At 65.5% G+C, this 25,165-nt stretch carries 27 protein-coding genes and 1 tRNA gene; 11 read left to right on the top strand and 17 right to left on the bottom strand.

Features of this window, described 5'->3' with window-relative positions:
• Positions 1-6: 6 nt before the first annotated feature.
• Entirely contained in the window at positions 7-1,308 is a 1,302-nt protein-coding gene (locus G5C33_RS02450) for a CitMHS family transporter (protein WP_165325759.1), read from the top strand.
• Complete coding sequence (locus G5C33_RS02445) at positions 1,305-2,564, top strand: MFS transporter (protein ID WP_228275171.1); 1,260 nt, start codon at positions 1,305-1,307, stop codon at positions 2,562-2,564. The genes G5C33_RS02450 and G5C33_RS02445 overlap by 4 nt, the downstream gene beginning before the upstream one ends.
• 54 nt (positions 2,565-2,618) lie before the next feature.
• Here the strand turns inward: G5C33_RS02445 and G5C33_RS02440 are convergent, their stop codons facing one another.
• Positions 2,619-3,380, bottom strand: a complete 762-nt coding sequence (locus G5C33_RS02440; protein ID WP_165325758.1) for an SDR family oxidoreductase — start codon at positions 3,378-3,380, stop codon at positions 2,619-2,621.
• Positions 3,381-3,478: 98 nt separating this feature from the next.
• On the opposite strand from G5C33_RS02440, the gene G5C33_RS02435 reads away from it, so the two are divergent.
• Positions 3,479-4,423, top strand: coding sequence for a helix-turn-helix transcriptional regulator (locus G5C33_RS02435; protein WP_165325757.1), 945 nt, complete (start codon positions 3,479-3,481; stop codon positions 4,421-4,423).
• 160 nt (positions 4,424-4,583) lie between these two features.
• Here G5C33_RS02435 and G5C33_RS02430 read toward each other — a convergent pair whose 3' ends face one another.
• From G5C33_RS02430 to G5C33_RS02395, 8 genes are all read right to left on the bottom strand, one after another.
• A complete protein-coding gene (locus G5C33_RS02430) occupies positions 4,584-5,030 on the bottom strand; it encodes an EF-hand domain-containing protein (protein WP_228275170.1) in 447 nt (148 codons plus the stop codon).
• Positions 5,031-5,058: 28 nt separating this feature from the next.
• Entirely contained in the window at positions 5,059-5,862 is an 804-nt protein-coding gene (locus tag G5C33_RS02425) for a DUF4198 domain-containing protein (RefSeq protein WP_165325755.1), read from the bottom strand.
• 28 nt (positions 5,863-5,890) lie between these two features.
• Positions 5,891-6,709, bottom strand: a complete 819-nt coding sequence (locus tag G5C33_RS02420) for an energy transducer TonB family protein (RefSeq protein WP_165325754.1) — start codon at positions 6,707-6,709, stop codon at positions 5,891-5,893.
• The gene (locus G5C33_RS02415) at positions 6,706-7,092 is read right to left on the bottom strand and encodes an ExbD/TolR family protein (RefSeq protein ID WP_165325753.1); all 387 of its coding nucleotides are present in this window, start codon (positions 7,090-7,092) and stop codon (positions 6,706-6,708) included. Before G5C33_RS02415 ends, G5C33_RS02420 begins: the two co-directional genes overlap by 4 nt.
• Positions 7,089-7,481: a biopolymer transporter ExbD gene (locus G5C33_RS02410; protein ID WP_165325752.1), complete on the bottom strand. Its 393-nt coding sequence runs from the start codon at positions 7,479-7,481 to the stop codon at positions 7,089-7,091. Before G5C33_RS02410 ends, G5C33_RS02415 begins: the two co-directional genes overlap by 4 nt.
• Positions 7,481-8,125: a MotA/TolQ/ExbB proton channel family protein gene (locus G5C33_RS02405; RefSeq protein ID WP_165325751.1), complete on the bottom strand. Its 645-nt coding sequence runs from the start codon at positions 8,123-8,125 to the stop codon at positions 7,481-7,483. Before G5C33_RS02405 ends, G5C33_RS02410 begins: the two co-directional genes overlap by 1 nt.
• Before the next feature lie 72 nt (positions 8,126-8,197).
• Positions 8,198-10,237, bottom strand: a complete 2,040-nt coding sequence (locus tag G5C33_RS02400) for a TonB-dependent receptor plug domain-containing protein (RefSeq protein WP_206518619.1) — start codon at positions 10,235-10,237, stop codon at positions 8,198-8,200.
• A gap of 274 nt (positions 10,238-10,511) precedes the next feature.
• The gene (locus tag G5C33_RS02395; RefSeq protein ID WP_165325750.1) at positions 10,512-11,672 is read right to left on the bottom strand and encodes a phospholipase D-like domain-containing protein; all 1,161 of its coding nucleotides are present in this window, start codon (positions 11,670-11,672) and stop codon (positions 10,512-10,514) included.
• A gap of 148 nt (positions 11,673-11,820) precedes the next feature.
• On the opposite strand from G5C33_RS02395, the gene rpoZ reads away from it, so the two are divergent.
• Positions 11,821-12,165, top strand: a complete 345-nt coding sequence (gene rpoZ / locus G5C33_RS02390; protein WP_165325749.1) for a DNA-directed RNA polymerase subunit omega — start codon at positions 11,821-11,823, stop codon at positions 12,163-12,165.
• Positions 12,166-12,419: 254 nt separating this feature from the next.
• The gene (locus G5C33_RS02385) at positions 12,420-13,283 is read left to right on the top strand and encodes a hypothetical protein (RefSeq protein WP_165325748.1); all 864 of its coding nucleotides are present in this window, start codon (positions 12,420-12,422) and stop codon (positions 13,281-13,283) included.
• On the opposite strand, the gene G5C33_RS02380 is transcribed toward G5C33_RS02385, so the two are convergent.
• Both G5C33_RS02380 and G5C33_RS02375 read right to left on the bottom strand, forming a co-directional pair.
• Entirely contained in the window at positions 13,249-13,932 is a 684-nt protein-coding gene (locus G5C33_RS02380) for an RlmE family RNA methyltransferase (protein ID WP_165325747.1), read from the bottom strand. The genes G5C33_RS02385 and G5C33_RS02380 overlap by 35 nt on opposite strands.
• The gene (locus G5C33_RS02375) at positions 13,929-14,981 is read right to left on the bottom strand and encodes a Ppx/GppA phosphatase family protein (RefSeq protein WP_206518618.1); all 1,053 of its coding nucleotides are present in this window, start codon (positions 14,979-14,981) and stop codon (positions 13,929-13,931) included. The genes G5C33_RS02380 and G5C33_RS02375 overlap by 4 nt, the downstream gene beginning before the upstream one ends.
• 184 nt (positions 14,982-15,165) lie before the next feature.
• Between G5C33_RS02375 and G5C33_RS02370 the strand changes: the two genes are divergently transcribed.
• Positions 15,166-15,239, top strand: a tRNA-Gln gene (locus G5C33_RS02370).
• A gap of 39 nt (positions 15,240-15,278) precedes the next feature.
• Here G5C33_RS02370 and G5C33_RS02365 read toward each other — a convergent pair.
• From G5C33_RS02365 to G5C33_RS02355, 3 genes are all read right to left on the bottom strand, one after another.
• Positions 15,279-16,769: an ABC transporter permease gene (locus G5C33_RS02365; protein ID WP_165325745.1), complete on the bottom strand. Its 1,491-nt coding sequence runs from the start codon at positions 16,767-16,769 to the stop codon at positions 15,279-15,281.
• Complete coding sequence (locus G5C33_RS02360) at positions 16,766-17,692, bottom strand: ABC transporter ATP-binding protein (protein WP_165325744.1); 927 nt, start codon at positions 17,690-17,692, stop codon at positions 16,766-16,768. The genes G5C33_RS02365 and G5C33_RS02360 overlap by 4 nt, the downstream gene beginning before the upstream one ends.
• Before the next feature lie 197 nt (positions 17,693-17,889).
• A complete protein-coding gene (locus G5C33_RS02355) occupies positions 17,890-18,480 on the bottom strand; it encodes a TlpA family protein disulfide reductase (RefSeq protein ID WP_228275169.1) in 591 nt (196 codons plus the stop codon).
• 16 nt (positions 18,481-18,496) lie between these two features.
• On the opposite strand from G5C33_RS02355, the gene argH reads away from it, so the two are divergent.
• Both argH and G5C33_RS02345 read left to right on the top strand, forming a co-directional pair.
• Positions 18,497-19,876 (top strand): argininosuccinate lyase, encoded by a 1,380-nt coding sequence (argH, locus tag G5C33_RS02350; protein WP_165325742.1) that lies wholly within the window; start codon positions 18,497-18,499, stop codon positions 19,874-19,876.
• On the top strand, positions 19,873-20,121 hold the full coding sequence (locus G5C33_RS02345; protein WP_165325741.1) for a hypothetical protein: 249 nt from the start codon (positions 19,873-19,875) through the stop codon (positions 20,119-20,121). The genes argH and G5C33_RS02345 overlap by 4 nt, the downstream gene beginning before the upstream one ends.
• Before the next feature lie 5 nt (positions 20,122-20,126).
• Here the strand turns inward: G5C33_RS02345 and G5C33_RS02340 are convergent, their stop codons facing one another.
• The gene (locus G5C33_RS02340) at positions 20,127-20,804 is read right to left on the bottom strand and encodes a hypothetical protein (protein ID WP_165325740.1); all 678 of its coding nucleotides are present in this window, start codon (positions 20,802-20,804) and stop codon (positions 20,127-20,129) included.
• A gap of 162 nt (positions 20,805-20,966) precedes the next feature.
• Here G5C33_RS02340 and lysA point away from each other — a divergent pair, with 162 nt between their 5' ends.
• Genes lysA through G5C33_RS02325 form a run of 3 tightly spaced genes read left to right on the top strand, consistent with a single transcriptional unit; the run spans position 20,967 to position 23,946 of the window.
• A complete protein-coding gene (lysA, locus tag G5C33_RS02335) occupies positions 20,967-22,226 on the top strand; it encodes a diaminopimelate decarboxylase (RefSeq protein ID WP_165325739.1) in 1,260 nt (419 codons plus the stop codon).
• Positions 22,223-22,999, top strand: a complete 777-nt coding sequence (locus tag G5C33_RS02330; protein ID WP_165325738.1) for a precorrin-2 dehydrogenase/sirohydrochlorin ferrochelatase family protein — start codon at positions 22,223-22,225, stop codon at positions 22,997-22,999. Before lysA ends, G5C33_RS02330 begins: the two co-directional genes overlap by 4 nt.
• Positions 22,996-23,946, top strand: a complete 951-nt coding sequence (locus G5C33_RS02325; protein WP_165325737.1) for a zinc transporter ZntB — start codon at positions 22,996-22,998, stop codon at positions 23,944-23,946. Before G5C33_RS02330 ends, G5C33_RS02325 begins: the two co-directional genes overlap by 4 nt.
• On the opposite strand, the gene G5C33_RS02320 is transcribed toward G5C33_RS02325, so the two are convergent.
• The gene (locus G5C33_RS02320) at positions 23,921-24,523 is read right to left on the bottom strand and encodes a response regulator (RefSeq protein ID WP_165325736.1); all 603 of its coding nucleotides are present in this window, start codon (positions 24,521-24,523) and stop codon (positions 23,921-23,923) included. The genes G5C33_RS02325 and G5C33_RS02320 overlap by 26 nt on opposite strands.
• Positions 24,524-24,600: 77 nt before the next feature.
• Entirely contained in the window at positions 24,601-25,140 is a 540-nt protein-coding gene (locus G5C33_RS02315; RefSeq protein WP_165325735.1) for an NADPH-dependent FMN reductase, read from the bottom strand.
• Positions 25,141-25,165 lie beyond the last annotated feature (25 nt).

Below are 25,165 nucleotides of genomic sequence, written 5' to 3'. Positions count from 1 at the left end.
AGATTCGTGAACCTTGCCCTGCTGGGCTTCGCAACCGTTGCGGCCTTCATCATCCTCATCATGACCAGACGACTGTCGGCGATCGTCGCGCTGATCGCGATTCCGATCGTCGCCGGCCTACTCGCGCCGGGGCAGGCGGACCTGGGCGGGATGATCGTCGAGGGCATCCTGCAGGTCGCGCCGATCGCATTGCTCCTTTCCTTCGCCATCCTGTTTTTCGGCATCATGATGGACGCGGGACTGTTCGACCCGCTCGTTCGACGCATCCTGCACCTTGTTGGGAATGATCCGCTCCGCATCGCGATCGGCACGGCCGCCCTGTCGGCGCTGGTGTCGGTGGACGGGGACGGCACGACAACGGCACTGATCGTCATCACCGCGCTGCTGCCCGTCTATCGGTCGATCGGCATGAACCCGCTGATCCTCGCCACGCTGCTCGGCAGCACCAACGCGATCATGAACTTCGTGCCCTGGGGCGGCCCGGCAGCCAGGGCCGCGGCGGCGCTGAAAATCGATCTGCTTTCGGATCTCTTCCTCCCGCTGCTGCCGGCAATGGCTGCCGGAATGCTCGCAGCCTTCGGCCTCGCCTGGTGGTTCGGCGTCACCGAACGTCGGCGGCTCGGCTGGCAACCGGCGGCGATGCAGCATGGCGCCGCCGTCGAACACGAATCGCCGCCCGAGCGCCGGCCGCACCTTTTCTGGCCGAACCTGTTGCTAACTCTCGCACTGATGGCGGGCATGTTCACGGGCATCGCCTCGCTGCCGGTGCTGATGATGGGCGCCTTCGCGATCGCAGTGACGCTCAACTATCCCAATCTCCAGGCCCAGCGCGAACGGATCAACGCGCATGCCAATAATGTGGTGATGGTCGCGCTGCTGATCTTCGCCGCCGGATCGCTGACCGGCATCATGGACGGTACCGGCATGCTCGACGCAATGGCGCAGGCGCTGGTTCACGGCATCCCCGACGCAATGGGGCCCTATCTGGCACCCGTCACAGCGGTCCTCAGCCTGCCCATCACCTTCCTCATGTCCAACGACGCCTATTATTTCGGTATCGTGCCGGTGCTGGCGGAGGCCGCCACCAACTTCGGCGTACCCGCCGAAGCGATCGGCCGCGCCTCGATGATGGGGCAGCCCGTCCACCAGCTCAGCCCGCTGCTCGCGCCGGTCTATCTCGCTTGCGGGTTGCTCGGCGTCGAAGTCGCCGACGTCCAGCGGTTCGCGCTCAAATATGCGGCACTGATCTCGCTGGCGCTCACGCTCGGCGCGATTCTGACGGGCGCCATCCCCCTGGCCGTTTCGTGACACAACGCGCCGACACGGAATCGGCCGATGATTTCGTGACCGCCAATCTGAAGCGCAATTATTCGGCGCATTTCCTGGACGGCATGTTGAGCTTCGCCGGCTTCCGGTTGATCTCCACGCCTACGTTCACACCCGCCTATCTGTTTCTGCTGACAGGCTCGAAGGCGCTTGTGGGAGTCGGCAGTTCGCTTCTCCAGGCGGGAATGATGCTCTCGCCGATGCTGGTCGCGGCGGCGCTTTCGCACCGCGGGCAGGTGTTGCCGGCGGCACTGCGCATCGGGCTGTTCATGCGGCTGATGATCCTCGCGCTCGCGCTTGTCGGCTGGGTGCTCGACGGACCTTCGGCGATAGCCGCCACCTTCCTGGTGCTGTTCCTGCTGGGCATGGGCACCGGCGGCCAGCGCATCGCCTTCAACCTGCTGTTGAGCAAGGTCATCCCGATCCGGCGTCGCGGCCGGCTGCAGGGTTGGCGCAACTTCGTCGGCGGGCTGATCGCGGCGGGCATATCCTATCTTGCGGGCGTCTGGCTGATCGAAGGCGATTTTCTCGGCAACGGCTATGCCAGCATCTTCCTTCTCACCTTCCTGCTCAGTTGCGCCGGGCTGCTGGCGATCGGACTGATGATGCGCGAGCCCCGCGGCACGGCGATGACGGTACGCCGACCATTGTTCGCACACATCGCGTCCTTTCCCAGTCACCTTGCGGACCGCGATTTCCGCGCCTTCCTTATCGCCCAGTCGACCTGCACGCTGGCCCGCGCGGCGGCGCCTTTCTACATCCTGTTCGCTGGCAGCAGGATCGGCCTAGACGGCCCCGCCGTGGGCGGGCTCGCCCTGTGCTTCATGGCCGCTGATACCGTGTCCAACCTGCTTTGGGGGCGCCTCGGCGACAAGGCCGGCTACCGCATCACCTATATGCTAGCGATTGGCCTGTGGATCGCATCGACGCTCGTTTTGATGCTCATCCCCTCTGGCTTCGGCCTGGCGCTTGCCTTTTGCGGCCTGGGCGCGTCGATTTCCGGCTATCTGATGAGTCAGCAGACGATGGTGCTCGAATTCGGCCCGCGCGAGGATGTCGCGATGCGGCTGGGCCTCACCAATACGCTGGATGGCATAGTATCGGCGATCGGACCGCTGCTGGGCGGCATGGTTGCAAGCCTCTTCGGCTATGATCCGCTCTTCCTCGGATCAATCGCGATGCTGTCGATCACGTTGCTGTTGCTGTTTCGGCTTCGGGACCCGCGACGAGAGACGTGACCGGACGGCCGTTTCCGGCGCCCCGCCCCTCGCGCGGGGCGCCGGTGGCGGAAGTCAGGTCAGCGGTTGCCCCGCCTCGGCCATCCATTGCTCGGCATCCTCGCCGGCGGCGATCTTCAAAGGGGCATTGGGATCGGTAGCCGCTTTCCACACCGCATCGGCGACGTCGGTTGCGTGCGTCACGGGACGATCGGTCATCTGGAAATGCCCCATCATGGTTTCGATCAGCGGCGCATAATCGGAATTGTCCCGACCGCGCAGGTGCGGCATCGCGCTGTCGGCGAAACGCGTTTCGGGCGACCCGCCGGGAAGGACGACATGCACGCCGATGCCGAGCGGCGCGACCTCGGCCGCCAGCGATTCGCTGAGAGCGTTCACCGCCGCCTTGCTCGCGCGATAGACGCTGACGAGCGGCAGCGGCCTGAACGTTACCGACGAAGTGACGTTGATGATGGTGCCCGCCCGGCGTTCGCGAAATTGCGGCAGCACCGCCTGGATCATCGCGAGCGTGCCCAGCGTGTTGGTTTCGAACAGCGCCCGCGCGGTCTCGAATGCGATCAGTTCGGTCGGCACAGCGGCGCCGAAGCCGGCATTGTTGACAAGGACGTCGATCGGCCCGGCATCGGCGACAGCGCGGGCGATGCTTTCGCGATCGGTGACGTCGAGCGGCAGGATCCGCAAATTATCGGAAGCGGGCAGCACATCGGTGTCGGGCGTGCGCATCGTCGCGACCACGGTCCAACCGCGATCGAGGAACCGACGGGCGGTTTCAAGGCCGAAGCCAGAGGAACAGCCGGTGATGAGAATACTGGGCATGACGAAACTCCATTTGCGATGAGGCAGAACGGAGATGGAAAGCGGGTGCCGGACTTTGTATCGGGAAGCGTATCGAATTTGTTTGTGAAGGTCCTGACATGCCGGTGGATCCGCTCGCCGAGATCGTGACGTTGCTCCAACCGAAAGCCAGCTTCTCGAAGCTGGTTGAATATGCGGACGCGTGGCGAATCCATCCCGAAATCGACGCCCGGCCCTTCTATTGCGCCGTCCTCGAGGGACAGTGTCGAATGAGCGCGGAGGACCGCCCGCCGATGATCCTGCGGGCGGGGGACTTCCTGCTTGCGCCCGCCACCCGGGCGATGACGCTCGAGAGCATCGCGCCGCCGCCCCGGGGTGTCGCGATGATGCCGGTCGAAATCGGCGAAGGGCGCTTCCGCGTCGGCCCGCCGGAAGGCGCGCCGAACCTGCGTATGCAGGTGGGCCTGTGCAGCTTCGCATCGCCCGACGCGGCGCTGCTGGTATCGCTGCTGCCGACAATGGTGATCGCGCACGGCGAGCCACGGCTCGCTACGCTGACACAGCTCGTCAGCGACGAGACACGCAGGGACCGGCCCGCACGCGAACTCGTGCTCGAGCGCCTGCTCGAGGTTCTGCTGATCGAGGCGCTGCGGACCGGCGCCGGGACGGCGTCGGCGCCGGGCCTGGGCCGGGGTCTCGCCGACAATCGCCTGGCGGGTGCGCTGCGCGCAATCCACGCGCGGCCCGAGCATCGCTGGACCGTCGCCGGACTCGCGGCGGAAGCGGCAATGTCGCGCTCCGCCTTTTTCGCGCGGTTCAAGCGCGTGGTGGGACTGGCGCCTATGGAGTATCTGCTTGCCTGGCGCATGGCGCTCGCCAAGCGATTGCTGCGCACCGGCGAGCTTGCGATAGCGCTGGTCGCGGCCCGGATCGGCTATGGCTCGGCGAGCACTTTCAGTACCGCCTTCGCTCGCCATGTGGGAATGCCGCCCGCGCGCTTCGCCCGCATCGCGCATGACGGCCGGCCGGCCGCTCCAGGAACGGATCGCGGCGCACCGGCATGACGGAATGCATTTTCGGACCGGCCGAGTTCAGCCGGACAGGTCGCGCGTCCTTCTGAGGAACCGAGGAGGCCATTCCTCCTTCCCGCGACCTGACCGACCGTGAGTTCCCGCGCCGCCAACAGGCGCAGGACCCGCGATCGGCCAGGCCGCTCGCTTTGATTCAATAGGCTGCTGCGGTGTCTCCGCTGTCGATCACGCCGTCTCCGTTGCTGTCGAGCCGCTCGAACATGCGGCTGCCCGAGGCATTGAATTCGTCGAGCGTCATGTTCCTGTCCTTGTCGCTGTCGAGCACGCCGTAGCGGACATAGGTCTGGCGAATCTGCCGCGCGCGGCGTTCGGCGAGCTCGCGATCGAGGCGTCCGATATATTCCTCGACATATTCCGCTTCGGAAACCGCGCCGTCGCCGTCGAGATCGAAGCCGTTATACTTCGCCTCGCGGCCGGCGAGAAATTCGGCCTGCGTGACCGCACCGTCGCCATCGGCGTCATACTGGCTCATGAACGATGCCTTGCCGTGCCCCGCGGCGGGGCCGTCCTGCGCCATCGCCGTGGCGGGGAGCATGACGGCGGCGGCCACCGCCAGACCATAGATCCATTGCGTCTTCATACCATTCATCCTTCCAGATTTGCTTGGTTCAATAGGGTTGCACTTCGAAGGTCAGCGACGTCGTGTAGCTGCGCTGATCGGTTTCCGATCCGGCGGGCGCAGCGGCGCGGTGGCGCACCATCAGCAGATATACGCCGGGCTTTTCGAAGCTGAGCGAGACGCCGCCTTGGGCATCGGTGCGCAGTTCGCGATGCGCGGGCGCCGCGTCATATTGCGCGTCGCCGCGATCGAGATTGACGACCTGATCCGCAAGCGGCTCGCCGTCGAACAGGATTTTGAAGTCGAAACCGCCGCCCTTGTAGATGTCGCTGGGATGCGTGACCGGCTGGATAACCAGCCGCCCGATCGCCAGATCCACCGGCGCGCGGGTCGGCGCCTTCTTGGTCACATAGACGTCGGCGACGGTTTCGGTCTGGCTGGTCTGGACCTGCACGGCGCTGGCGGGAGCCTCACCGCGAACCGGCACCCACTCGCCGTCGACCAGTGCGACCTGTCCCGTCCGCCCGTGGCGCACGCCGGTGGTGAAGCGATAGGTGCCTTCTTCCTCGATCGGACTTTCGAGCACGACCATCTGGCGCAGCTTCGTGATGTTCTCCAGCTCCGCGCGACTGCCGTCGGGCCGGATGACATGGAAATCGGCATTGTCGACGGCGATTTCGGGCCGGAAGAAATCCTCCGCGAACGATGCCTGCAGCGTCACATAACGCTCGACATTCGCCGTGAAGATATTCGGGAGCAGATAGGAGGTGTGCGCGGTCGCCGATCCGACGACAAGCGCCGTCGCCGCGATCCCCGCGGCGCAGGCTTTCACGATATGGCTGAATTTGGTCATGTTCTTGTCCTTCCGCCGAATGCGTTGCTCATTGTCCGGTGATCTTGAAGTTGAAGTCGCGCCCCGCGCCGGGCGGCGGCGCGGGAAAGGGCGCGGCGCGGCGCACCAGCCGCACCGCTTCGCGATCGAAACGCGACGAGCCCGAACTGCGCGAAACCGATATGTTGGTGACGCGCCCGTCGTCGCGCACGGTGAAACGCACATGCGCCGATCCCGGGCCGATCACATTGGGTCGGCGGAACCGCATCAGATGGCGAAAGACCCGTCCCGAATAATTGTCGCGCGCGGCATTGCCCGGGCCGGGCGGATGATCCGCCGGGCCGCTTCCGCCGCTTGCATCCGGCGCCCCGGACCGCCCCCCGGCTGACGCGGCGCGATGCGCCGCCGGCCGTTCGCGTGAGTGCTGGGGCGGAGGCTCGGCCTCCCGGTCGCGCGACACATGCGGCGCGCTCGGCAGCGCCTCGGTTGCGATGGCGGGCGCGGCGGATGCCGCCGCACTCGCCGGATCGACAGCCGCCTCCCGCGCCAACGGAGCATGCGCTCGTCGCACGGCCGGTTCGCCATGCGTTGCGGCCAAGCGCGGTGGCTGTGCCGGATCGGGCGGTGACTGCGGGGGCTGTTCGGCTTTGGCTGGTGCTTCGGGCACGGCATTCACCGCCTGCGCCTCGCCGGGCGCATCGTCCGGCGCGCCGGCCATCGCGATTCCGATCGCTGCGCCGCCACCGCCGCCGCCGGCCAGTTCGATACCGGACTGCGGCGCGCCCGCGATCCAGGCGAGCAACCCGCCATGCACCAGGACCGAAACCGCCAGCGCCGACCATAACCATTGGGAGAACGACCGGCTCATGCCGACACGTCCTGCGTCAGCAGCACGATCTTCTCCGCGCCCGCCGCGCGAAGCCGCGCGAGGATGGTCAGCAGCTCGCGCGCAGGCAGCCGCCGGTCGGGCAGGATGCGCAGCGGCCCTTCGCCGGGCTCGATCACCGCGAGATAGGCCGCGACCGTGGCATAGCGCCGGCCGTTGAAATGCAGCGCCCCGTCACGCGAAACGCCCAGCGCGTCGGGCGGCGCGCAACATTCCAGCCCACGGCTTTCGACAAGTGCGATTTCGCGCTGCGGCAGTTTGGCGAGCGTGCCCGCGACCATGAAGAAGATCAGGATCAGGAACACGATGTTGATCAGGCTGACGGTCGGGTCCGCCCTGGTTCGGGTGCGACGCGCACGGATCATGGCGCCGCTCCCGTCATGCTGACGGCAAGGCCGTCGATCGGCTGGAGCAGCGCGAGAATGTCTGTCAGCCGTTGCGTGTCCGCATCGTCCGACACACGCAACGTCACCGTGTCGTGCTCGGGCAGCCCCGCCCGTAGTGCATGCGGCAACGCGGCGTCGGCGATATGGCGCCCATCGAGGCTGAGCCGCGTCTGCCCGACAAGCAGCACCCGCGCATCGGCTGACGGTGCGGCCGAAGAAGCGCCGCGCGGCACCGGCGCCGATACTTCAAGCTCGGAGATATGGGTGAAGCTGGAGGCGAGCATGAAGAACAAGAGCAGCAGGAAGATCACGTCGATCAGCGACGTGATCGAGATCCTGCGCCGCGTCCGGGCTCGCCGCAGTGCCATCAGGCCGCTCCATCCCCTGCGGCTTCCGGCAGCGGCGTCGCCACCGTCGAGATCGCAAGATCCGCCAGCGCGCGCTCGCCGTCGATACGGCTTTCCAGCCATGCGACCGCTGCCGAAACCGGCATGGCGAGCGCGAGCCCCGCGGCGGTGGTGAGCAGCGCGACCCAGATGCCGCCTGCGAGGACCGAGGGATCGACTTGCGCGCCCGCGCCCTGCATCGCCTGAAACGCCTCGATCATGCCGAGCACGGTGCCGAACAGCCCGAGCAACGGCGCGAGCTGCGCGACGAAATCGAGGAAGCGCAGACCGCGCTCGAGCATGCGCAAGCGCTGCTCGGCTTCGCTTTCAAGCCGCGCTCGCGCGCCCTCCCTGCCGTCGACCGCGATCGCCATCGCCGCGACGCGCGCGAGATAGTTGCCCGATCGCGCCAGCGTCTGCCGCGCTTCGTCGCGCTGCCCGGCATCCCATTGCCGGATGGCGTTGCGCAGCTGGGTGTGGCGCCCCACGCGCAGCTGCCGGAACTGGAACAGCTTGACCAGAAACACGGTGAGCGCCAGCACCGACAGCAGCAGGATGATCGCGAGCACCGGACCGCCGAGCGCGAGAAACGCGCCGATCGCACCGAGGCTGTCGCTTGCATGCATCCGTTTAACTCCTTTCCCGAAACCCGATCGCGGTTCGCGCCGGCCGGCCCCCTTCCGGCCGACGCGAGCTCGTCAGAACAGTTTCGAAATCGAGAATTTGAAGTTGCGGCCGGGCGCCGGACGCGTCGAAAGCAGCGGCGTGTAATAGCTGTCGAAGAGGTTCTCGACGCTAAGCCGCAGCGCCAGCCCGTCGAGCAGGCCGCCGCTCGGCGTCACGATCAGCCGCAAATTATGGCTGTCGAAGCCTTCGGTCACGGTGCCGTTGCGATCGGCATCGGCGGCGAAATAGCTTTCCCAGCGCAGGTTGAGCAGATCGCCGAACCGCTTGCCGACGGAAACCGCATAGCTGTCCGGCGGGGTGTTGTCCCAGTCGGATACCGCACCGCCGGTATCGGTCTGCTCGCCCTTGGGCAGGTTGATGTTGAAATCGAGATAGAGGCCGTTGCCGGCGGCATAGGAGCCTTCGATCTCAAACCCTTCGAGCCGCACCGCGCTGACGCCCGAATAGGACGTCACGTCAGTCAGGTCGGTGTCATAGTAATTGACCTTGAACGCCGCGCGATCGGACCGGCCGAGCAGGCCGATATGATCGAACGAGGCGCCTGCCTCCCAGGTCTCGGCCTGTTCGGACTGCGACATATAGACGTCGTTTTCGAGGTCATCGAGAATCGGCAGGTTTTCGGTATAGGCCCAGCTGCCAAACACCGCGAAGCCGACCGGCAATTCGTAGCGCGCCGAAACGCCGCCCATCAACGCCTCATTCTCGTAGCTGGCATCGGCGCCGCTATCGAGCGTGCCCTTCACCGTCTGGCTTTCCCAGCGCATCGCCGGGGTCAGCGTGAATCCCGGAAACAGTGCGATCTCGTCGACAAGGAACGCGGCCATGCGCTTATCGGTGCCGCCCGGCGCGCTGTTCGCGTCGAGCCGGTCCTTGTGCACATATTCGAGGCCGATCCGCAGATTGTGGCGCAGGCTGCCGGTATCGAAATAGGCGATGTTCTTGAGCGTTACCTTGTGCGTTTCATATTGCTGGTCGGCATTGACCACATCGAAACCACCCGGCGGCGCGTAGGGCGAGCTGCCCGGAACATATTCCTGCACGATCTCCTGATTGGCATAGCTGTAGAGCAGGCTCAGATTCACCGCATCGTCGGCGATCGGATCGAAGGTGTAGCCGAGCGTGGCGACCTGGCTCTTGGTATCGCGATCGACATTGCCGAAACTGCCGCCACTCGTGCCGAAACTGTCATAGGGCTTGTCGCGCTCGCTGGTCTCGGTCTGGCTGAAGCTCGCTTCGATGGTGTGCGCATTGTCCGCGCCGAAATGCACGCCGCCCTTGATCAGCCAGGAGGGCAGGCCGAACTCGCTGTTCGGGATTTCGTCACCGTTTCCGTCCTGCAGATTATTCTGCTCGCGCCAGCTGTAGTTGGCGAGGAATTCGACATGCTCGTTCGGCATCGCCGCGACCGTGGTCGAGCTGTTCCAGCCGTCGCCGTTGCTGTTGTAACCCGCGACCTGGTTGAGCGCGAAGCCGGGCCTGCCGCCGGTCAGATCCGACGCGTCGCTGGTTTCGAGCCGGACAATGCCGCCGATGATGCCCGAGCCATATTCGAAGCTGCCGACGGTGCCGCGGATCACTTCGACGCTCTTGTAGAGCAACGGATCGGTGAAGAGCTGGGTGCCGATGCGATAGAGCTCCTCGGAGCCGACCGAGGCGCCGTCGATCTGCACCGCCACTTTCTGGTCGGTGCCATAGGTGCCGTTGGCGCCGAAACCGCGGATGTTGATGCCCGATCCGATCGGAGTCGAACCGTTGACCAGAGTCACGCCGGGCACCGAATCGACCAGTTCGGCGATGGTGCTCGCCTCGCGATCCTCGATTTCCTCGCGGTCGATGGCGGTGGCGGGCGTGGCGGTGTTGGTCTGCACCGCGCGCGTGCTTTCGCCGATGTCGATCGTGCCAAGGAATTCGCCCTGTTGCCCGGTGGCCTCGCGCGTTTCGCCCGCGTCCGGTTCGGCGTTCTGCGCATATGCGGTGTTCGGCAGCGTCAGCATCGCCACCGCCGGCAGCGAGGCGCCCAGCAGAGCGGCGAATTTGGTCTCTCTCTTCATATGTCCCCCTTCCCGACGTTGCGGGCTTAGATGCGATTGATTCGCATTAGCTGACCGCACTCATAGAGTTTTGCGATCGAGTTGCAATAGCAGATTGCCGCTGGAGGTTGCGCAGGCCCCGCAGCGCTTGCGCAAGGCGGGCGCAAGCGCTTGTGGAGACGCGCTTATCTGTCCGCGCCCGGTACCGGTGCAAAAGCGAGCAGTGCCGGCCACGGGCCCGATGGCGTGCGTGCTGACAGATAGGAGCCGGTGGCGGGCCCGGTGTTAGCGAATGCTATCGCTCACGCGGTTCGCGACCGAAATTGAGGCTGCGCGTCACGTTATAATCGAGCACGGCCATCACGAAATAGGCGCACATCTGCTTGAACCGCACCCACGGCGTCGTGCGCCGCTTGTACAGCGTCTGCGTGATCGCTTCGCTATGCGCGACTTCGCCGTCGATATAGTCGCGGACATGCGCCGCGAAATCGGCGTCCTCGATCCGCAGCATCAGCTCCAGATTGAGAAACATGCTGCGAATATCGAAATTGGCCGATCCGATATGTACGACATCGTCGATCACGAACAATTTGGTGTGCAGCTTGGTCGGCTGATACTCATATACCTCGACCTGCTTGCGCAGCATCCCGGCATAGGTGAAGCGCGCCGCCCAGATCGCCGCGCCATGATCCATCTTCGATGGCAGCACGACGCGCACGCGCCCGCGCACGCCCGCCTTGTCGAGCCGCCGCAGCATCGCCGGACTGGGCGCGAAATAGGCGGCGATCAGGTCGATCCGCCGCGAATCCTCCATGTCGTTCTTGACCACCCGCGCCCAGGGGGACAGCCTCCGCGTCGGCCCGCCGAGCAGCCAGCGCGCCTTTCCTCGCGGTTCGCTCCATTGCTTTAGCGCCGATGTCAGCATCGAAAGCGGCGCGCGCTCCTGCTTCGCCCAGATCGCCAGCGCGTCGAAATAGCCGACCAGCCGCTCCGCCGCCGGCCCTTCGACCAGCAGCCCCAGATCGCGCCAGGCCTCGTCCTCGATCGTGCCGAAATAGCTGTCCTGAATGTTGAACCCGCCGATGATCACGCGCGCCTCGTCGGCAAGCGCCAGCTTCTGGTGATTGCGCAACAGATAGCGCCGCCCCAGCCGCGGGACGAAGCGGCGGACCTCTACGCCCGCCGCGCGCAACGGATCGAAGAACTGACGGTTTGCCGCTGCCTCGCTGCCCAGGCCATCGACGATCAGCCACACTTCCACGCCGCGCCTTGCCGCCGCGATCAGCGCATCGCGCACCGTTTCGCCGGCTTCGTCGGCGACATAGATATAATAGAGCAGCCGCAATGTCCTGCGCGCACCGGCGATCAGGTCCAGCAATGCCTGCATCCGATCCGGCCCGTCAGGTATCAGCGTCAGGCGATTGCCGTCGACGACATGGCTGGCGCGCGCGTTCATCCGCCCCCTGATGGAGCCGGAAGCGCCAAAGGACAAGCCATGACCGGCGGGGCCGAGCCGTGCCCGCGACACCGAGAATTCTTGACTCGCGCGGGGATTGCCGGTACTGGCATCGCCTTTCCGCAAACCCGATTTTTAAGGAAGCCGCATGGCTCGCGTCACTGTCGAAGATTGCGTCGACAAGGTCCCCAACCGTTTCGATCTCGTCCTGTTCGCAGCGCAGCGCGCGCGCCAGATTTCCGGTGGCGCCGAACTGACGATCGATCGCGACCGCGACAAAAACCCGGTCGTGGCGCTGCGCGAAATCGCCGAAGAGACGATTCGCCCGGACCACCTGGAGGAAGCCGTGGTCGGCGGCCTGCAGCGCGTGCAGATCGACGACGAGGAAGCGCCCGACGAAGTCGGCTCGCTCTCCGCCTCGGCCGAAGCGCTTCGCCTTACCGCAGCCGCCCCGCCGCGCAACACCAATGTCGGCGGCGATTACGAAGGCTGAGGGCGAGGGGCTGAACGACTCACTGAGTCCTAACTCATAGCGGAGAAGGCAAGTAGAGTCCTTGCTTCTCGGGTTATCCGTGCCCATTTTGGGTTGAGTTGAGATTCATAATTTGGCTTTTCTGCGTTAGCTTATCGTCGTTCTCTAAGAGGGGGATTGAGAATGGCTGTCGCGGAACCCAAAGAACCCAAAGATTGTATCTTCGAGGATGTTATGTTGCGTACAGGTGGTGGTGAAGGCGATTAAACGCCCAGATGCGGCGTTTTTTTCAGTTTGGTATCGGCGACATTGTCGGAGTAGCGCTCGGCGTAGTAGGGTTACTGGGCAGTGGTACGCTTGCCGTTAAAATAGCTCCAAGCGGATGGCTTCTATTTGCTATTTTGCTATCAATAGCATTGGTAGCGGTAGGAGGGTATTCTCTACGGGTTTATCTAAGCGCGCTCGCATTTCCTTTTGCGCGGGTGAAGCACGATCTAACGCTCCGTTTTTCTACTGACAATTCAGACACCCCTTGTGTGCGAGCTCAACTAACTCGGCTATCCGAGTTTTCTCCCCGATCGCGCGACGTCAAACTGTTTGATCGCTATCAACTAGTGCCTGACGCAGCTTCGCAGTCTGCGCAGACGGCGCTTAGGAATACAAATCATACTTTTGAAGTGCTGGGACGTGGTGGTGCATTCCGAAAAGATTGGCAAAAGACGGACGCTGTGAAACTTAAGCCAGTTTTTGGGGAGTTTCGAGCACTACGGTTAAATTTTGAATTTGTTACAGCAATGCGAGACTATGGGGCACGTATACGGATTCGTGAATGCCTTGACTTGCCCAATGACTTCTCAAATTCTCTAGAATTTTATGAAGTTGAAATAACAGAGCCCGCACGCAGCAGAAAATTTTGCTTTCTTTTCAATGATTTCAATATTGAACGCGCTTCAATAACCATCATTCATGGTAGCAAAAAAGGACCACCCAAACCCATTCTGGTAACACCTATCGATAATCAGGCCGTAGGGTCAAAGTTCGATTTTTCGGTGCGGAATGCGCCGATCGGAGCTCGGCTACGGTTTGAATGGGTTTGGAAAGGGCTTAAGCCGGAATCAGGGGATCCGCCCGCCCCTTGAACCCCTGCGCGACGACATACCATTCCACCGAACCCTTGCGGCTCGCCGGCGGCTTGGCGTGTTTCACACTGGCGAAGTTGCGCTTCATGTCGGCGACCAGCGCCGAATCGGCGCCGCCGGCGAATACCTTGGCAACGAAGGCGCCGCCGGGTTCGAGCGTCTCGCAGGCGAAAGCGAAGGCCGCTTCGACCAGCCCCATCGTCCGCAGCGCATCGGTCTGCGGGTGGCCGACGGTATTCGCTGCCATGTCCGACAGGACAAGGTCGGGCGCGCCGCCGAGTTCAGCGATCAGCCGGTCGGGCGCGTCGTCGTCCATGAAATCCATCTGCAGGATCGTGGCGCCGTCGATCGGATCGACCGGTAGCAAGTCGATCCCGACCACCGCCGCCTTGGGCAATCGCCGCCGCACTACCTGCGTCCAGCCGCCCGGCGCGATGCCGAGATCGACGATCCGCTTCGATCCCTTCAGAAACCCGAATTTCTCGTCGAGTTCGGTGAGCTTGTACGCCGCGCGACTGCGAAACCCTTCCGCCTTGGCGCGCTTCACATAAGGATCATTGAGCTGGCGTTCGAGCCAGCGCGTCGACTGGGCGCTGCGTCCGCGCGCGGTACGCACACGGGTATGCCCGCGACCGCCGCCCCGGCTCACGCGCCCTGCCCCTGCATCAGTCGCCGCAATATACCCTCCCGAATTCCGCGATCGGCGATCCCTAGCCGTTCGGCGGGCCACAAATCGAGAATGGTTTCCAGAATCGCGCAACCGGCCACAACCAGATCTGCGCGTTCGCTGCCGATACAGGCAACGTGCGACCTTTCCGAGACGCTCATTTCCGACAGCCGTACACTGACATCGCGCATCACCGAAACCGGCACGATCAGCCCGTCGATCACTGCCCGGTCATAGGAAGCCAGCCCGAGATGGACGCTGGCAAGCGTCGTCACCGTGCCGCTGGTGCCCAGCAGGCGGGGGCGCCCCGCGATCGGCCCGAGCCGCTCGGCAAAGGGCGCGAAGCTTTCGCGCACCCGCGCGCGCATATCGGCATAAGCGGCCGCGCGCGCTTCGGGCGAATCGCCGCGGGCGGTCGCTTCGGTGAGCGATACCACACCCCAGGGCGCGCTGTGCCAGTCGAGGATCGGGGGCACCTCATCTCCCGGGCCGACCAGCACCAGCTCGGTCGATCCCCCGCCGATATCGAACACCAGTGCAGGCCCGTCGCCCGGTTCGAGCAGCGCGTGGCAGCCGAGCACGGCCAGCCGCGCCTCTTCCTCGGCAGTGATGATGTCGAGCGCGATTCCGGTTTCGCGATAGACGCGCTCGATGAATTCGGCGCCGTTGCTCGCGCGGCGGCACGCCTCGGTGGCCACCGAGCGCGCCAGCGTGACGTTGCGCTTGCGCAGCTTTTCGGCGCAGACGCGCAGCGCCGCGATCGTCCGCTCCACTGCCGCGTCGCTCAACTGCCCGTTGGTGGCCAGCCCTTCGCCCAGCCGGACGATGCGTGAAAAGGCGTCGACGACGGCGAAGCCCGAGCCCTGCGGCCGGGCGATCAGCAATCGGCAGTTATTGGTTCCCAGGTCGAGCGCGGCATAGTGGCGCGCATGCGGCCATCGCCCCCGAACAGCTGGTGCTGGTGCGGTCGCCGCGCGCGAGGAGCCCTGGTTCGATCGCTTGCCCGATCCCTTGCTCCCTGGGCGCGGCATCCTGGCGGAGCCGTCCCCCATCGTAATTCACTCGCTTATGTTCTTTCCGTCACGAACCGAAAGCCGGTTCGACCGGTGCTTGCCGATAAGGCTAGCGCAGCGCGACGAACGGAGCAAGCGGCCCCGCCGCTAGGCGTTGACATACGCCGGGACCCCGCCTATTTCGCGCCCCTCGTTACGGCATTGCCCTGTCGTCTAATGGTAAGACTACGGACTCTGACTCCGTCAATCGTGGTTCGAATCCACGCGGGGCATCCAAACTTCCGACATCGATATGATTCGGCGGCGCGGGCCGCGCTAGGCCTCGCGGCGACGCATCAGCTGGCCGATGCGCTTCAGGCTCGTCTTTTCGCCAGCGGCGAGCAGGCTGTGGCGGAAGACGCGACCGAGGAAGATGAACTCCACCACTACGAAGATCGCGAGCACCGCGCCGGCGCCGAGCACTTCCCACAGCGGCACGCCCGTACCCAGCCGCGCGAGCATCGTGAACGGCGTATAGATCGGAACCCAGGTCATCACCTGCACCGCCAGCCCGCCGGTCTGCGACATCACGGCCTGCGCAATGAAGGCAAAAGGCATGGCGATCACCAGGATCACCGGCGTCAGATAGCTTTGCGCGTCGCGGAAACTGTCGCTCATCGCGCCGATGGCGAGGAAGATCATCGATACCATCACATAGCCGGCAAGGAAGAAATAGAGCATCGTCAGCGCCGTGCCGGGCGAAGCGAGCGGCGCCATCGCCGGACGCAGGAAATCGGCGATCATGCCGTGGCTGGCAAAGGCGGCGGCGGCCGCGCACGCCACCCAGAACAGCACCATCACCAGCCCGACCGCGACCGTGCCGAACAGCTTGCCGTACATCAGCTCGTCGGGGCTGATGCAGGCGAGCACGGTTTCGATCAGCTTGTTCGATCGCTCCTCGACCGTTCCCTGCAGCATCCAGCTGCCCGAAAGCAGCAGCGACATGAGCAGGATATAGGCCGACAGCAGCGGCAGGATCGACTGAATCAGAACCTTCTCGCGCCCGCCGCCGGGGGGCGGCGTGTCGATCCTGATCGCGGGCGCCATCGCATTGGCCGCAGCGGACTGTTCGGGAGCCAGCCCGGCGTCACGCAGATATTGCGCGCGCATCGTGCCGGTAAGCACCGTCTGCACCGTCTGGACGAAGCTGGTCGATACGCGCCCGTTCGACCAGATGCGCACCGGCGTCTGCGGCGTCACCCGCTCGGGCACATAGACGATATAATCGAGCTTGCGGATATCCGAATCCTCGGGCGGATCGAGATGCGGCTGGACCAGCGCATCGAGCCGGTCGGGCGCGGCGCCGGCGATATCCGCCGGCGTATCGACGATTTCGTAATCGGGCTCGGGCGCTTCATATTCGGGCGTCCCTTCGGGCGCCGCCGCGGCGAGCCGCTTGGCCACGGCTTCAGCGCCGCCATCGGCCGCGAACCGAGCGGCTTCGGCATCGGTGTACCAGCGGTCATGCTGTGCCCAGGGAGCATTCGGATTGACATGTTCGAGTTCGTGCCGCTCGACATAGCGCGACAGCGACCCCAGCACGCGCTGTGCTTCATCGAGATCGATGCGTTGCCGCACCGCCTGCGTCGCGCCGCTGCCGCCGTCGATCAGCATCACCTGACGGGTGTCCGAATCACCGAGCAATGACTGGGCGAGCGGCCCCACAGCGAGCGCGACGGGGAGGATCAGGAGCGTGATCCAGAAACTGCGCGTCGCGGCGATCTGACGAAATTCGCGCGCGGCGACGAGAAAGATATGCTGGATCATGCCTTGACCTCCCCGACCGGAGCCGCGCCGACGATATGGATGAAAACATCGTGCAGGCTGGGCTTGTGCTGCTCGAACCCGCGCAGCGCGAAACCGCGCGCGGTGCACGCCTCGAGCAAGTCGCCCGGATCGCGCCCCTGCTCCATTTCGATCGACCAGGCGGTCCAACCTTCGCCGGCAGCACCTGCCTCGCTCGCCGAAACCACCCCCGGCAAGCCCGCAGGCGTTTCGCGCGAAACGATAGTGAGCCGCGGCGGCAGTTCGGCGCGCGCTTCTTCCAGCGTACCTTCGAATCGCTTGGCGCCCTTCGCGATCAGCAACAGCCGGTCGCACAATCGCTCGGCATGCTGCATGACATGCGTCGAGAAGATCACCGTCGCCCCGTCATCGGCCGCGCGGCGGATCTCGTCTTCGAGCAGCCCCTGATTGACCGGATCCAGTCCCGAAAAGGGTTCGTCGAGGATCAAGAGACTGGGCTTGTTCACCACCGCGGTGGCGAGTTGCACCTTCTGCGCCATGCCCTTGGAGAGCTTGTCGACATTGGTCTTGGCGAAATCGGAAAGGTCGAACCGCGCGAGCAGCTTTTCGCCCTCGGCGCGCGCGTCGCTTGCGGTCATACCCTTCAGACGGCCGAAATAGACGATCGTGTCGATCGCGCTCATCGTCTTGTAGAGGCCGCGCTCTTCGGGGAGGAAGCCCAGATCGGCGCTGTTCTCACGCCCCGGCGCCTTGCCCAGCACTTCGATCCGGCCGCTGGTGGGCCGGATGATGTCGAGCACCATGCGCAGCGAGGTCGTCTTGCCCGCGCCATTGCCGCCGAGAAAGCCGTACACCTGCCCCCTGGGGACCGAGAAGCTGAGATCATCGACCGCGGTAACGCTACCGAACCGCTTGGTGACGTGATCGAGAAGTAAGGCCGTCATGCATTCCCCCGGAGAATGCGTGTGTTAGTGGAGCATGCCGCCCGGCGGATCAAGGCGCGAAACCGAGAGATGGTAGAAGATCCGTTTGGTTCGAGCAGCTTCGAGCCTGCCGAGAAGCGGCGTCGAGAACCGCCTTCTCGACTTCGGATCTCGACTGCGCTCGACCCTGCGCTCGAAACAAACGAGAGGGCTTGGACCTACTCCACCTCGGCAAGCAGCTCCGCAGCAGCCTCGCCGGTCCAGTCCATATCACCCAGCACCCGCCAGACCTCACGGCCCTGCGCGTCATAGAGGATCGTCGTAGGCAAATTGGTCTGCATCGACAGGCTGAACGCGGCTTCGTCGTCGCGATAGGGCTGCAAATTCGCGAACCCCTTATCCGCAAAAAAGGTTTCGACCTTTTCCTTGCCGTCGAAATCCTGGCTCAGCGCAATCACCCGCAGCTGGTCCGCCTCGCGTTCCGCCAGTGCATCCAGCGTGGGCAATTCCGCGACGCATGGTGCGCACCAGGTTGCCCAGAGATTGAGCAGCACCGGTTTGCCGCGAAAGGATTCGAGCGACGTCTGCGATCCATCTGGCGCGACAAACGCCAGTTCGGGCGCCGCTTCTCCCACATGGCTGCGATCGACCTGTCCGCCTTCCACCGCCGCGCCATTGCCCGCGACGGGCGGCATCTTCGCTTCGGCGGTCAGTGCTTCGTTCGCTTGCTCCGTGGCGGGGCTTTGCCTATCGCAACCCGCGACGGAAACGGCCAGTACGGCAAGGAGAGAAGCGATTACCGGACGCAAGACAGGCTCCAACAGCATGTGGGGCGGGCGTTTCGCGGAAGGCCCCTCGGCAGTGATGCGCGAGATAAACGCCTCGATCCCGTTCGACAAGCGACTGTGGCGGCAGGACATCGCCGGATCGCAGGCGCATGTTGCGATGCTGGGCAAGCAGGGCATTGTTTCGAGCGAGGACGCGCAGGCGATTTCCGAAGGGCTCGATGCCGTCGCCAGCGACTTCGAAGCCGACGGCGTGCCGGTCGATTATGCGCTCGAAGACATCCATATGGTCACCGAAAACGCGCTGTCCGAGAAGATCGGCGAAGCGGCCGGGCGGCTTCATACCGCGCGTTCGCGCAACGATCAGGTGGCGACCGATTTCCGCCTGTGGACGCGCGACGCGATCGACGAGGCTTCGGCGGGGCTCAAGGCGCTGCAGACCGCGCTGCTCGCCCGCGCCGAGGAACATGCCGACAGCGTGATGCCGGGCTTCACGCATCTCCAGTCCGCCCAGCCGGTTACGCTCGGCCACCATCTGATGGCCTATTACGAAATGTTCGCGCGCGATCGCGCCCGGCTGGCGGATGCCCGCGCGCGGCTCAATCTCTGCCCGCTCGGCGCGGCGGCGCTGGCCGGGACGGGCTTTCCGATCGACCGCGAAGCGACCGCCTCGGCGCTCGGTTTCGATGGTCCCACCCGCAATTCGCTCGATTCGGTTTCGGACCGCGATTTCGCGATCGAATATCTGACGGCGGCAGTGCAGGCCTCGCTGCATCTTTCGCGTCTGGCCGAGGAATTCGTGATCTGGGCGAGCCAGCCCTTCGGCTTCGTCTCGCTCTCCGATCAATGGTCGACCGGATCGTCGATCATGCCGCAGAAGCGCAATCCCGACGCCGCCGAGCTGGTGCGCGGCCATGCCGGGCGGATCATGGGCTGCATGACCAGCCTGATGGTGTCGATGAAGGGGCTGCCGCTCGCCTATTCCAAGGACATGCAGGACGACAAGCCGCCGGTGTTCGAAGCGCACGACCTGCTCGGCCTGTGCATCGCGGCGATGACCGGGATGGTCGAAAGCGCGAGCTTCCGCACCGATCGCATGCGCGGCCTCGCCGAATCGGGCTTTGCCACCGCGACCGATCTTGCCGACTGGCTGGTGCGCGAAGCGGGCGTGCCCTTCCGCCAGGCGCATCACATCACCGGCCGCGCCGTCGCCCGCGCCGAGGCGGACGGCGTGCGGCTCGACCAGCTTCCGCTCGAAGCCCTGCGCGAAGTGGACGACAGGATCGATCAACGCGTCTATGACGTGCTCAGCGTCGATGCGTCGGTCGCCAGCCGGATGAGCTTCGGCGGCACTGCCCCGTCCCGTGTGCGCGAGGCGATCGCGGCCGCGCGCAAGACGCTCGAGGAAGAGGACAGATGATGCGTATCGCTCCCGTCGCAATTGCCGCCGCCGCGCTGCTGCTTTCGGCATGCGGCGCACGCGAGGGGCTCGAACCCTCGTCGGGACAGGCGCTGCCGCCCGCGCCCTATGGCGCCGAGGACAGGCCCACTCCCGGCGAACTGCTCGACGCCCCGATCCAGACGCGTCCGGCGCGCAGCGACGACTTGATCGAAAGCTCCGAGAAGCGCCGCAGCGACGAATTCGATTTGCCGCCGCCCGAATAACGGCGTCAGCCGGCGACCGGTCGGCTCTCGCTCGATTCGCTGTCGCCCAGCACGCCCATTCCGATCGCCTCCATCGCCGTCATGGCGAGCAGCGTGAGCGGTCCGAGCGCGAAAAAGGCGAGCAGCGCCGCCACGCCCGGCCCGATCCCGAGTGCGTCGCGCAACCCGCCATAAATGCCGCGAAGGCCAAAGGCGAGCAGTCCGAGCATCGCCGCGGTACCGACCAGGACATGCACCCCCATCAGTGCCTGACCGATCGGAAAGGCGAGCAGGGCGATGACGCATCCCACCGCGAAGATCGTCCAGCCCGCGCGCTTGTCCGGCGCCGGCCGAGGCGCGACCGGTGCGGCTGCCCGCGCCGCCGGAGCGGGAACAGGCGCGGAAGCAGCGGCTGGCTCGGAAATGGCGGGGCTTCCGGCAACCGCGCCCATCCGGGCGACAAGATCCTTGGCCGCTGCATGCCCGATCGTCTCGTCACTCGCCACGTCGGCGGATCCGGCCGCCGCCTGCTGCGCGGCGAGCATCTCCGGTACCATGTCGGGTGGAATCGGGCTGACCATCTGGCCGGCGCCCAGCTTGAAGAGATGGCCGCAGCTCGCACATTGCTCGGTTTCGAACATCGCCGGCGCGGCGCGCACCCACCCGCATTTCGGGCAGTGGAAATGAAACATCGGTTCGGACATGCGACTCACTCTCCCGCATCGGCGCCGCCACGAGCGGCACACCCCGGCCGGCGCAAAATAGCCGCCGGAGCGCGAACTATAGCGCGCACCTCCCGTTGCGCCAGCGCAACGATGTGCACGCCGCCCTTTTCCCGGCGGCGACTTTGCCGCAAAGGGGCGGCGATGGATTATTTCGCGCTTCAGAACGGCGAACTCTACGCCGAAGACGTCCCGCTTTCCCGGATCGCCGGGGAAGTCGGCACCCCGGTCTATGTCTATTCGGCCGCGACCCTGCGCCGCCATGCCCGCGTGTTTCGCGAAGGGCTGGCCGCCGTGCCGCGCGTCCATTGCGCCTTCGCGATCAAGGCCAATCCCAATCTCGCGGTACTGCGCGTGCTGGCGCAGGAAGGTTTCGGCGCAGATGTCGTCTCGGTCGGCGAGATGAAGCGCGCGCTGGCGAGCGGGATGGCGGCGAAGGACATCGTCTTTTCGGGCGTCGGAAAGTCGCGCGCCGAGCTCGCCGCCGCGCTCGATGCGGGGATCGGCCAGTTCAATCTCGAGCTGGAGGAAGAGGGCGTCGTCCTTGCCCAGCTCGCAGCCGAACGCGGCATGACCGCCCCGGCGGTGCTGCGCGTCAATCCCGATGTCGATGCCGGCACGCATGAGAAAATCTCGACCGGCAAGGCGGAAAACAAGTTCGGCCTGCCGATCGATCAGGCGCCGGAAATCTTCGCACGGCTGGCGAAGCTGCCCGGCCTGAACCTGCGCGGCGTGGCGGTGCATATCGGCAGCCAGCTGACCAGCCTCGACCCGCTCGAAGCCGCGTTCAATCGCATCGGCGCGCTGGTACGCGAGCTGCGCGCGGCGGGTCACGCCGTCACCCATGTCGATCTCGGCGGCGGCCTGGGCGTGCCCTATCGCCCCGGCGAGGAACCGCCGAGCCCGGCCGATTTCGGCGCGATGGTCGCGCGGGTGACAAAGGATTGGGACGTCGCGCTGATGTTCGAGCCCGGGCGCGTGATCGCGGCCAATGCGGGCGTGTTCATGACACAGGTACTGTGGGTCAAGCCGGGCGTCACCCATCCCTGGGTGATTGTCGACGGCGCGATGAATGATCTGGCGCGCGTCGCGATGTATGACGCCTATCACGCGGTCGAAGCCGTGCGCCCCAGCGGCGAGATGATCACGGCCAATGTCGCCGGGCCGGTTTGCGAATCGAGCGACGTCTTCGCCAAGGCGCGCAAAATCGACACAGTGAAGACCGGCGACCTGATCGTGCTGCGTAGCGCAGGCGCCTATGGCGCGACGATGGCGAGCACCTATAACAGCCGCCCGCTCGTCCCCGAAGTGCTCGTCGAAGGCGCGAATTACGCCGTCGTCGCCGGGCGCATCGCCGCCGAAACGATCATGTCCGAGGAAAACGTCCCGGACTGGCTCAAATGAGCCTTTCCGGCCTTCCGGTGCTGCTGCGGCTCGCCGGTCGGCCGGTGATCCTGCTCGGCACCGGCGAGGCGGCCGATGCGAAACGCCGCCTGCTCGAACGCGCGGGCGCGCGCGTGTGCGACGAGGACGGCGAAGCGTCGCTCGCCATCGTCGCGATCGAGGATGACGGCGAAGCCGAAGCGGCCGTGGCGCGGCTGCGCGAGCGCGGCGTGCTGATCAACGCGACCGATCGCGCCGCGCTGTGCGATTTCACGCTGCCCGCGATCGTCGACCGTGATCCGGTGCTGATCGCGATCGCCACCGGTGGCGCTTCGGCAGGGCTCGCCGCGGCGCTGCGCCAGCGGCTCGAGGCGCTGCTGCCCGCCGGGCTCGGCAATCTGGCGAACGGCCTCAAAGCGGCACGCGCGGCGATCCGGGCGAAATGGCCTGAAGCCGGGCCACGCCGCCGCGCGATCGGCGCCGCGCTGGCATCCGGCGGGCCGCTCGATCCGCTCGCCGAACCAGCGCCCGATGCAGTCACGGCATGGCTCGAAGCATCAGGCGACTCGAGCGAAACACGCCTCGTCCGCGTCACCCTCGCTTCGCCCGACCCGGACGAGCTCACGCTGCGCACCGCGCGACTGCTGGCACAGGCCGACCGCGTCTTCCACCGAGCCGACGTGCCGCCTGCGATCCTGAACCGCGCGCGTGCCGATGCCGCGCGGCACGAATGCGCCGCCGCGCCGCGGGAACCCGGCCCCGGCCTGTCGATCGATCTGGAGATGGCGCGATGAGCGGTTTTGCCTATGTCGTCGGACAGGGACAGCTAGAGCAGCTCGCCCCGAAGGCCGCACTCGACCGGCACGGGGACCTGCGCTGGTTTCACCTCACCACCAATGACGATCACGCCAAGGCATGGCTTTCCAGATCCGCACACTTGCCGCCCTTTGTCGTCGACGCGCTCACCGCCACCGAAACGCGCCCGCGCTGCGACGCGGTGGGCGACGGCGCGGTGATCAACCTGCGCGGCCTGTCCTCGGGCGACGACGCACCGGACTGGCTTGCATCGGTGCGCATCTTCGTGTCGGCGGGCAATGTCTATTCCGTCACGCGCCTGCCGCTCAGCGCGGTCGATACGGTGCGCGGCGAAGTCGAGACCGGCACGATCCTCGACCCGGGCGATCTCGTTGCCGCAATGGCACAGGCGATCACCGCCGAACTCGATCCGATGGTCGCCGATCTCGGTGACCAGCTTGACGATTGCGAGGAGAGTCTCGACATGTCGCGCGCCTTCGAGTTGCGGCGCGCCGTCAACGAAACGCGTATTCAGGCGATCGGCTATCGCCGCTTCCTCGCGCCGCAGCGTGCCGCGCTGGAAAAGCTCGGTACCCTGCCCCAGCCCTGGCTGCGCGACGATGACCGGCTGCACCTGGCCGCCGCCGCCGATCGCGCCGCGCGCATGGCCGAGGAGCTGGAAAGCATCCGCGAACGCGCCGCGCTGATGCATGAAAGCCTTACCGATCTGCGCGCCGAACAACTCGACCAGCGTTCGCTGATGATCGCGATCGTCGCGATGATCTTCCTCCCGCTGACCTTCCTCACCGGGCTGCTGGGAATGAATGTCGACGGGATACCCTATGCCCATCGCGAATGGGCGTTCTGGGGCGTGGTCGGCGTCTGCGCCGTAATGGCGCTGGCAATCGCCGCCTATTTCATCAGAAGGCACTGGTTCCGGCGCTGAGCCGCTCGACTTCGTCGTGCAGCGCCTGGATCGACGCGATCAGTCGCGTCCGATCGGCGCGGTTGCTCGCCAGTTCGCTGCGCGCTTCGCCCAGTTCGATCGCGCGCGCCGCGATCCGCGCATCGAGCGCGAGATTGGAGCGTTTGAGTTCCTCGACACGTTGCGCGCGCGCCAGCGTGCGCGCGATCCGCGCGGCAAGCACTTCGAATTCGAACGGCTTTGCGACATAGTCGTCGGCACCCGAAGCCAGCGCGTCGACGGCTTCGTTCGGTTCGCTCTGTCCGGTCATCAATATGACCGGCAAGTCGGCGGTATCGCGCGAACCGCGAATTTCGCGCAGCACGGCAAGGCCGTTCACATGCGGCATCGCCATGTCGAGCAGAACGAGATCGAATCCGCGGCCCGAGATGAGATCGAGTGCCTCGGCGCCGCTGTCCGACTGGACGACCAGATAGCCCTGTTCGCCGAGACGCTGCGCCAGCACGTGCAGGTTGGTTCGATTGTCGTCGACCGCCAGGATCGTCCGCCTGCGCTTTCGCGCGATGGCGGGCTGCGCCCGTTCGTCTTCTTCGCTCATTGTTTTCGCGTCCCCCGATTTTTCGGGAATGCTAGGTCGCGAGCGGTCACGAATTGGTTAACGGAACGCCAACCCTGTCAGCGCCGGTCGAGGAAGGCGAACATCTGCCCGACCATGAGCGCCATCTGATCGCTGCATTCGGCGATGGCATCGCCATCCCCCGCGGTGTTGATCGCGACGCCCAGCGGTGTCGGCCAGCCGCGCAGCGCATGGACGATGGTGCGCAGCGCCTGCAGCGTGGAAACCGCCGCCTGCCACCCTGCCGCCGTCGAAATCAGCCCGACGGGGAGACCGTCGAAATAGACGCGATCGTCCCCGCGCGTCAGTTCGACATGATCGAGCGCGTTCTTGACCAGCCCGGAAAGCGTGCCGTGATAGCCCGGCGACCCGATCAGCACCGCGTCCGCGCTGCGCAGCGTATCGACGAAAGCGGCGACATTGGGCGCATCGAACGCGGTTTCCGGGTCGAAATTGGGGAAGTCGATGGCATCGCCGGTAAGCAATGTCGTGCGGGCGCCGCGTGCCTCTGCAACGGCGAGCGCCGCCGCCAGTGCCTGGCCGGTGGAGGATTGCGGGCGCAGCGTGCCGCCGAGCGCGACGATATGCGGATTGGTCATCACCTGTCCCGCTAGCGGAAATCCG

Origin of the sequence: Sphingosinithalassobacter tenebrarum (assembly GCF_011057975.1) — a bacterium.
In the GTDB taxonomy this organism is placed as follows: domain Bacteria; phylum Pseudomonadota; class Alphaproteobacteria; order Sphingomonadales; family Sphingomonadaceae; genus Sphingomonas; species Sphingomonas tenebrarum.
The sequence above is the reverse complement of the archived record's forward strand: the minus strand, read 5'-3'. Positions and strand labels throughout refer to the sequence as shown.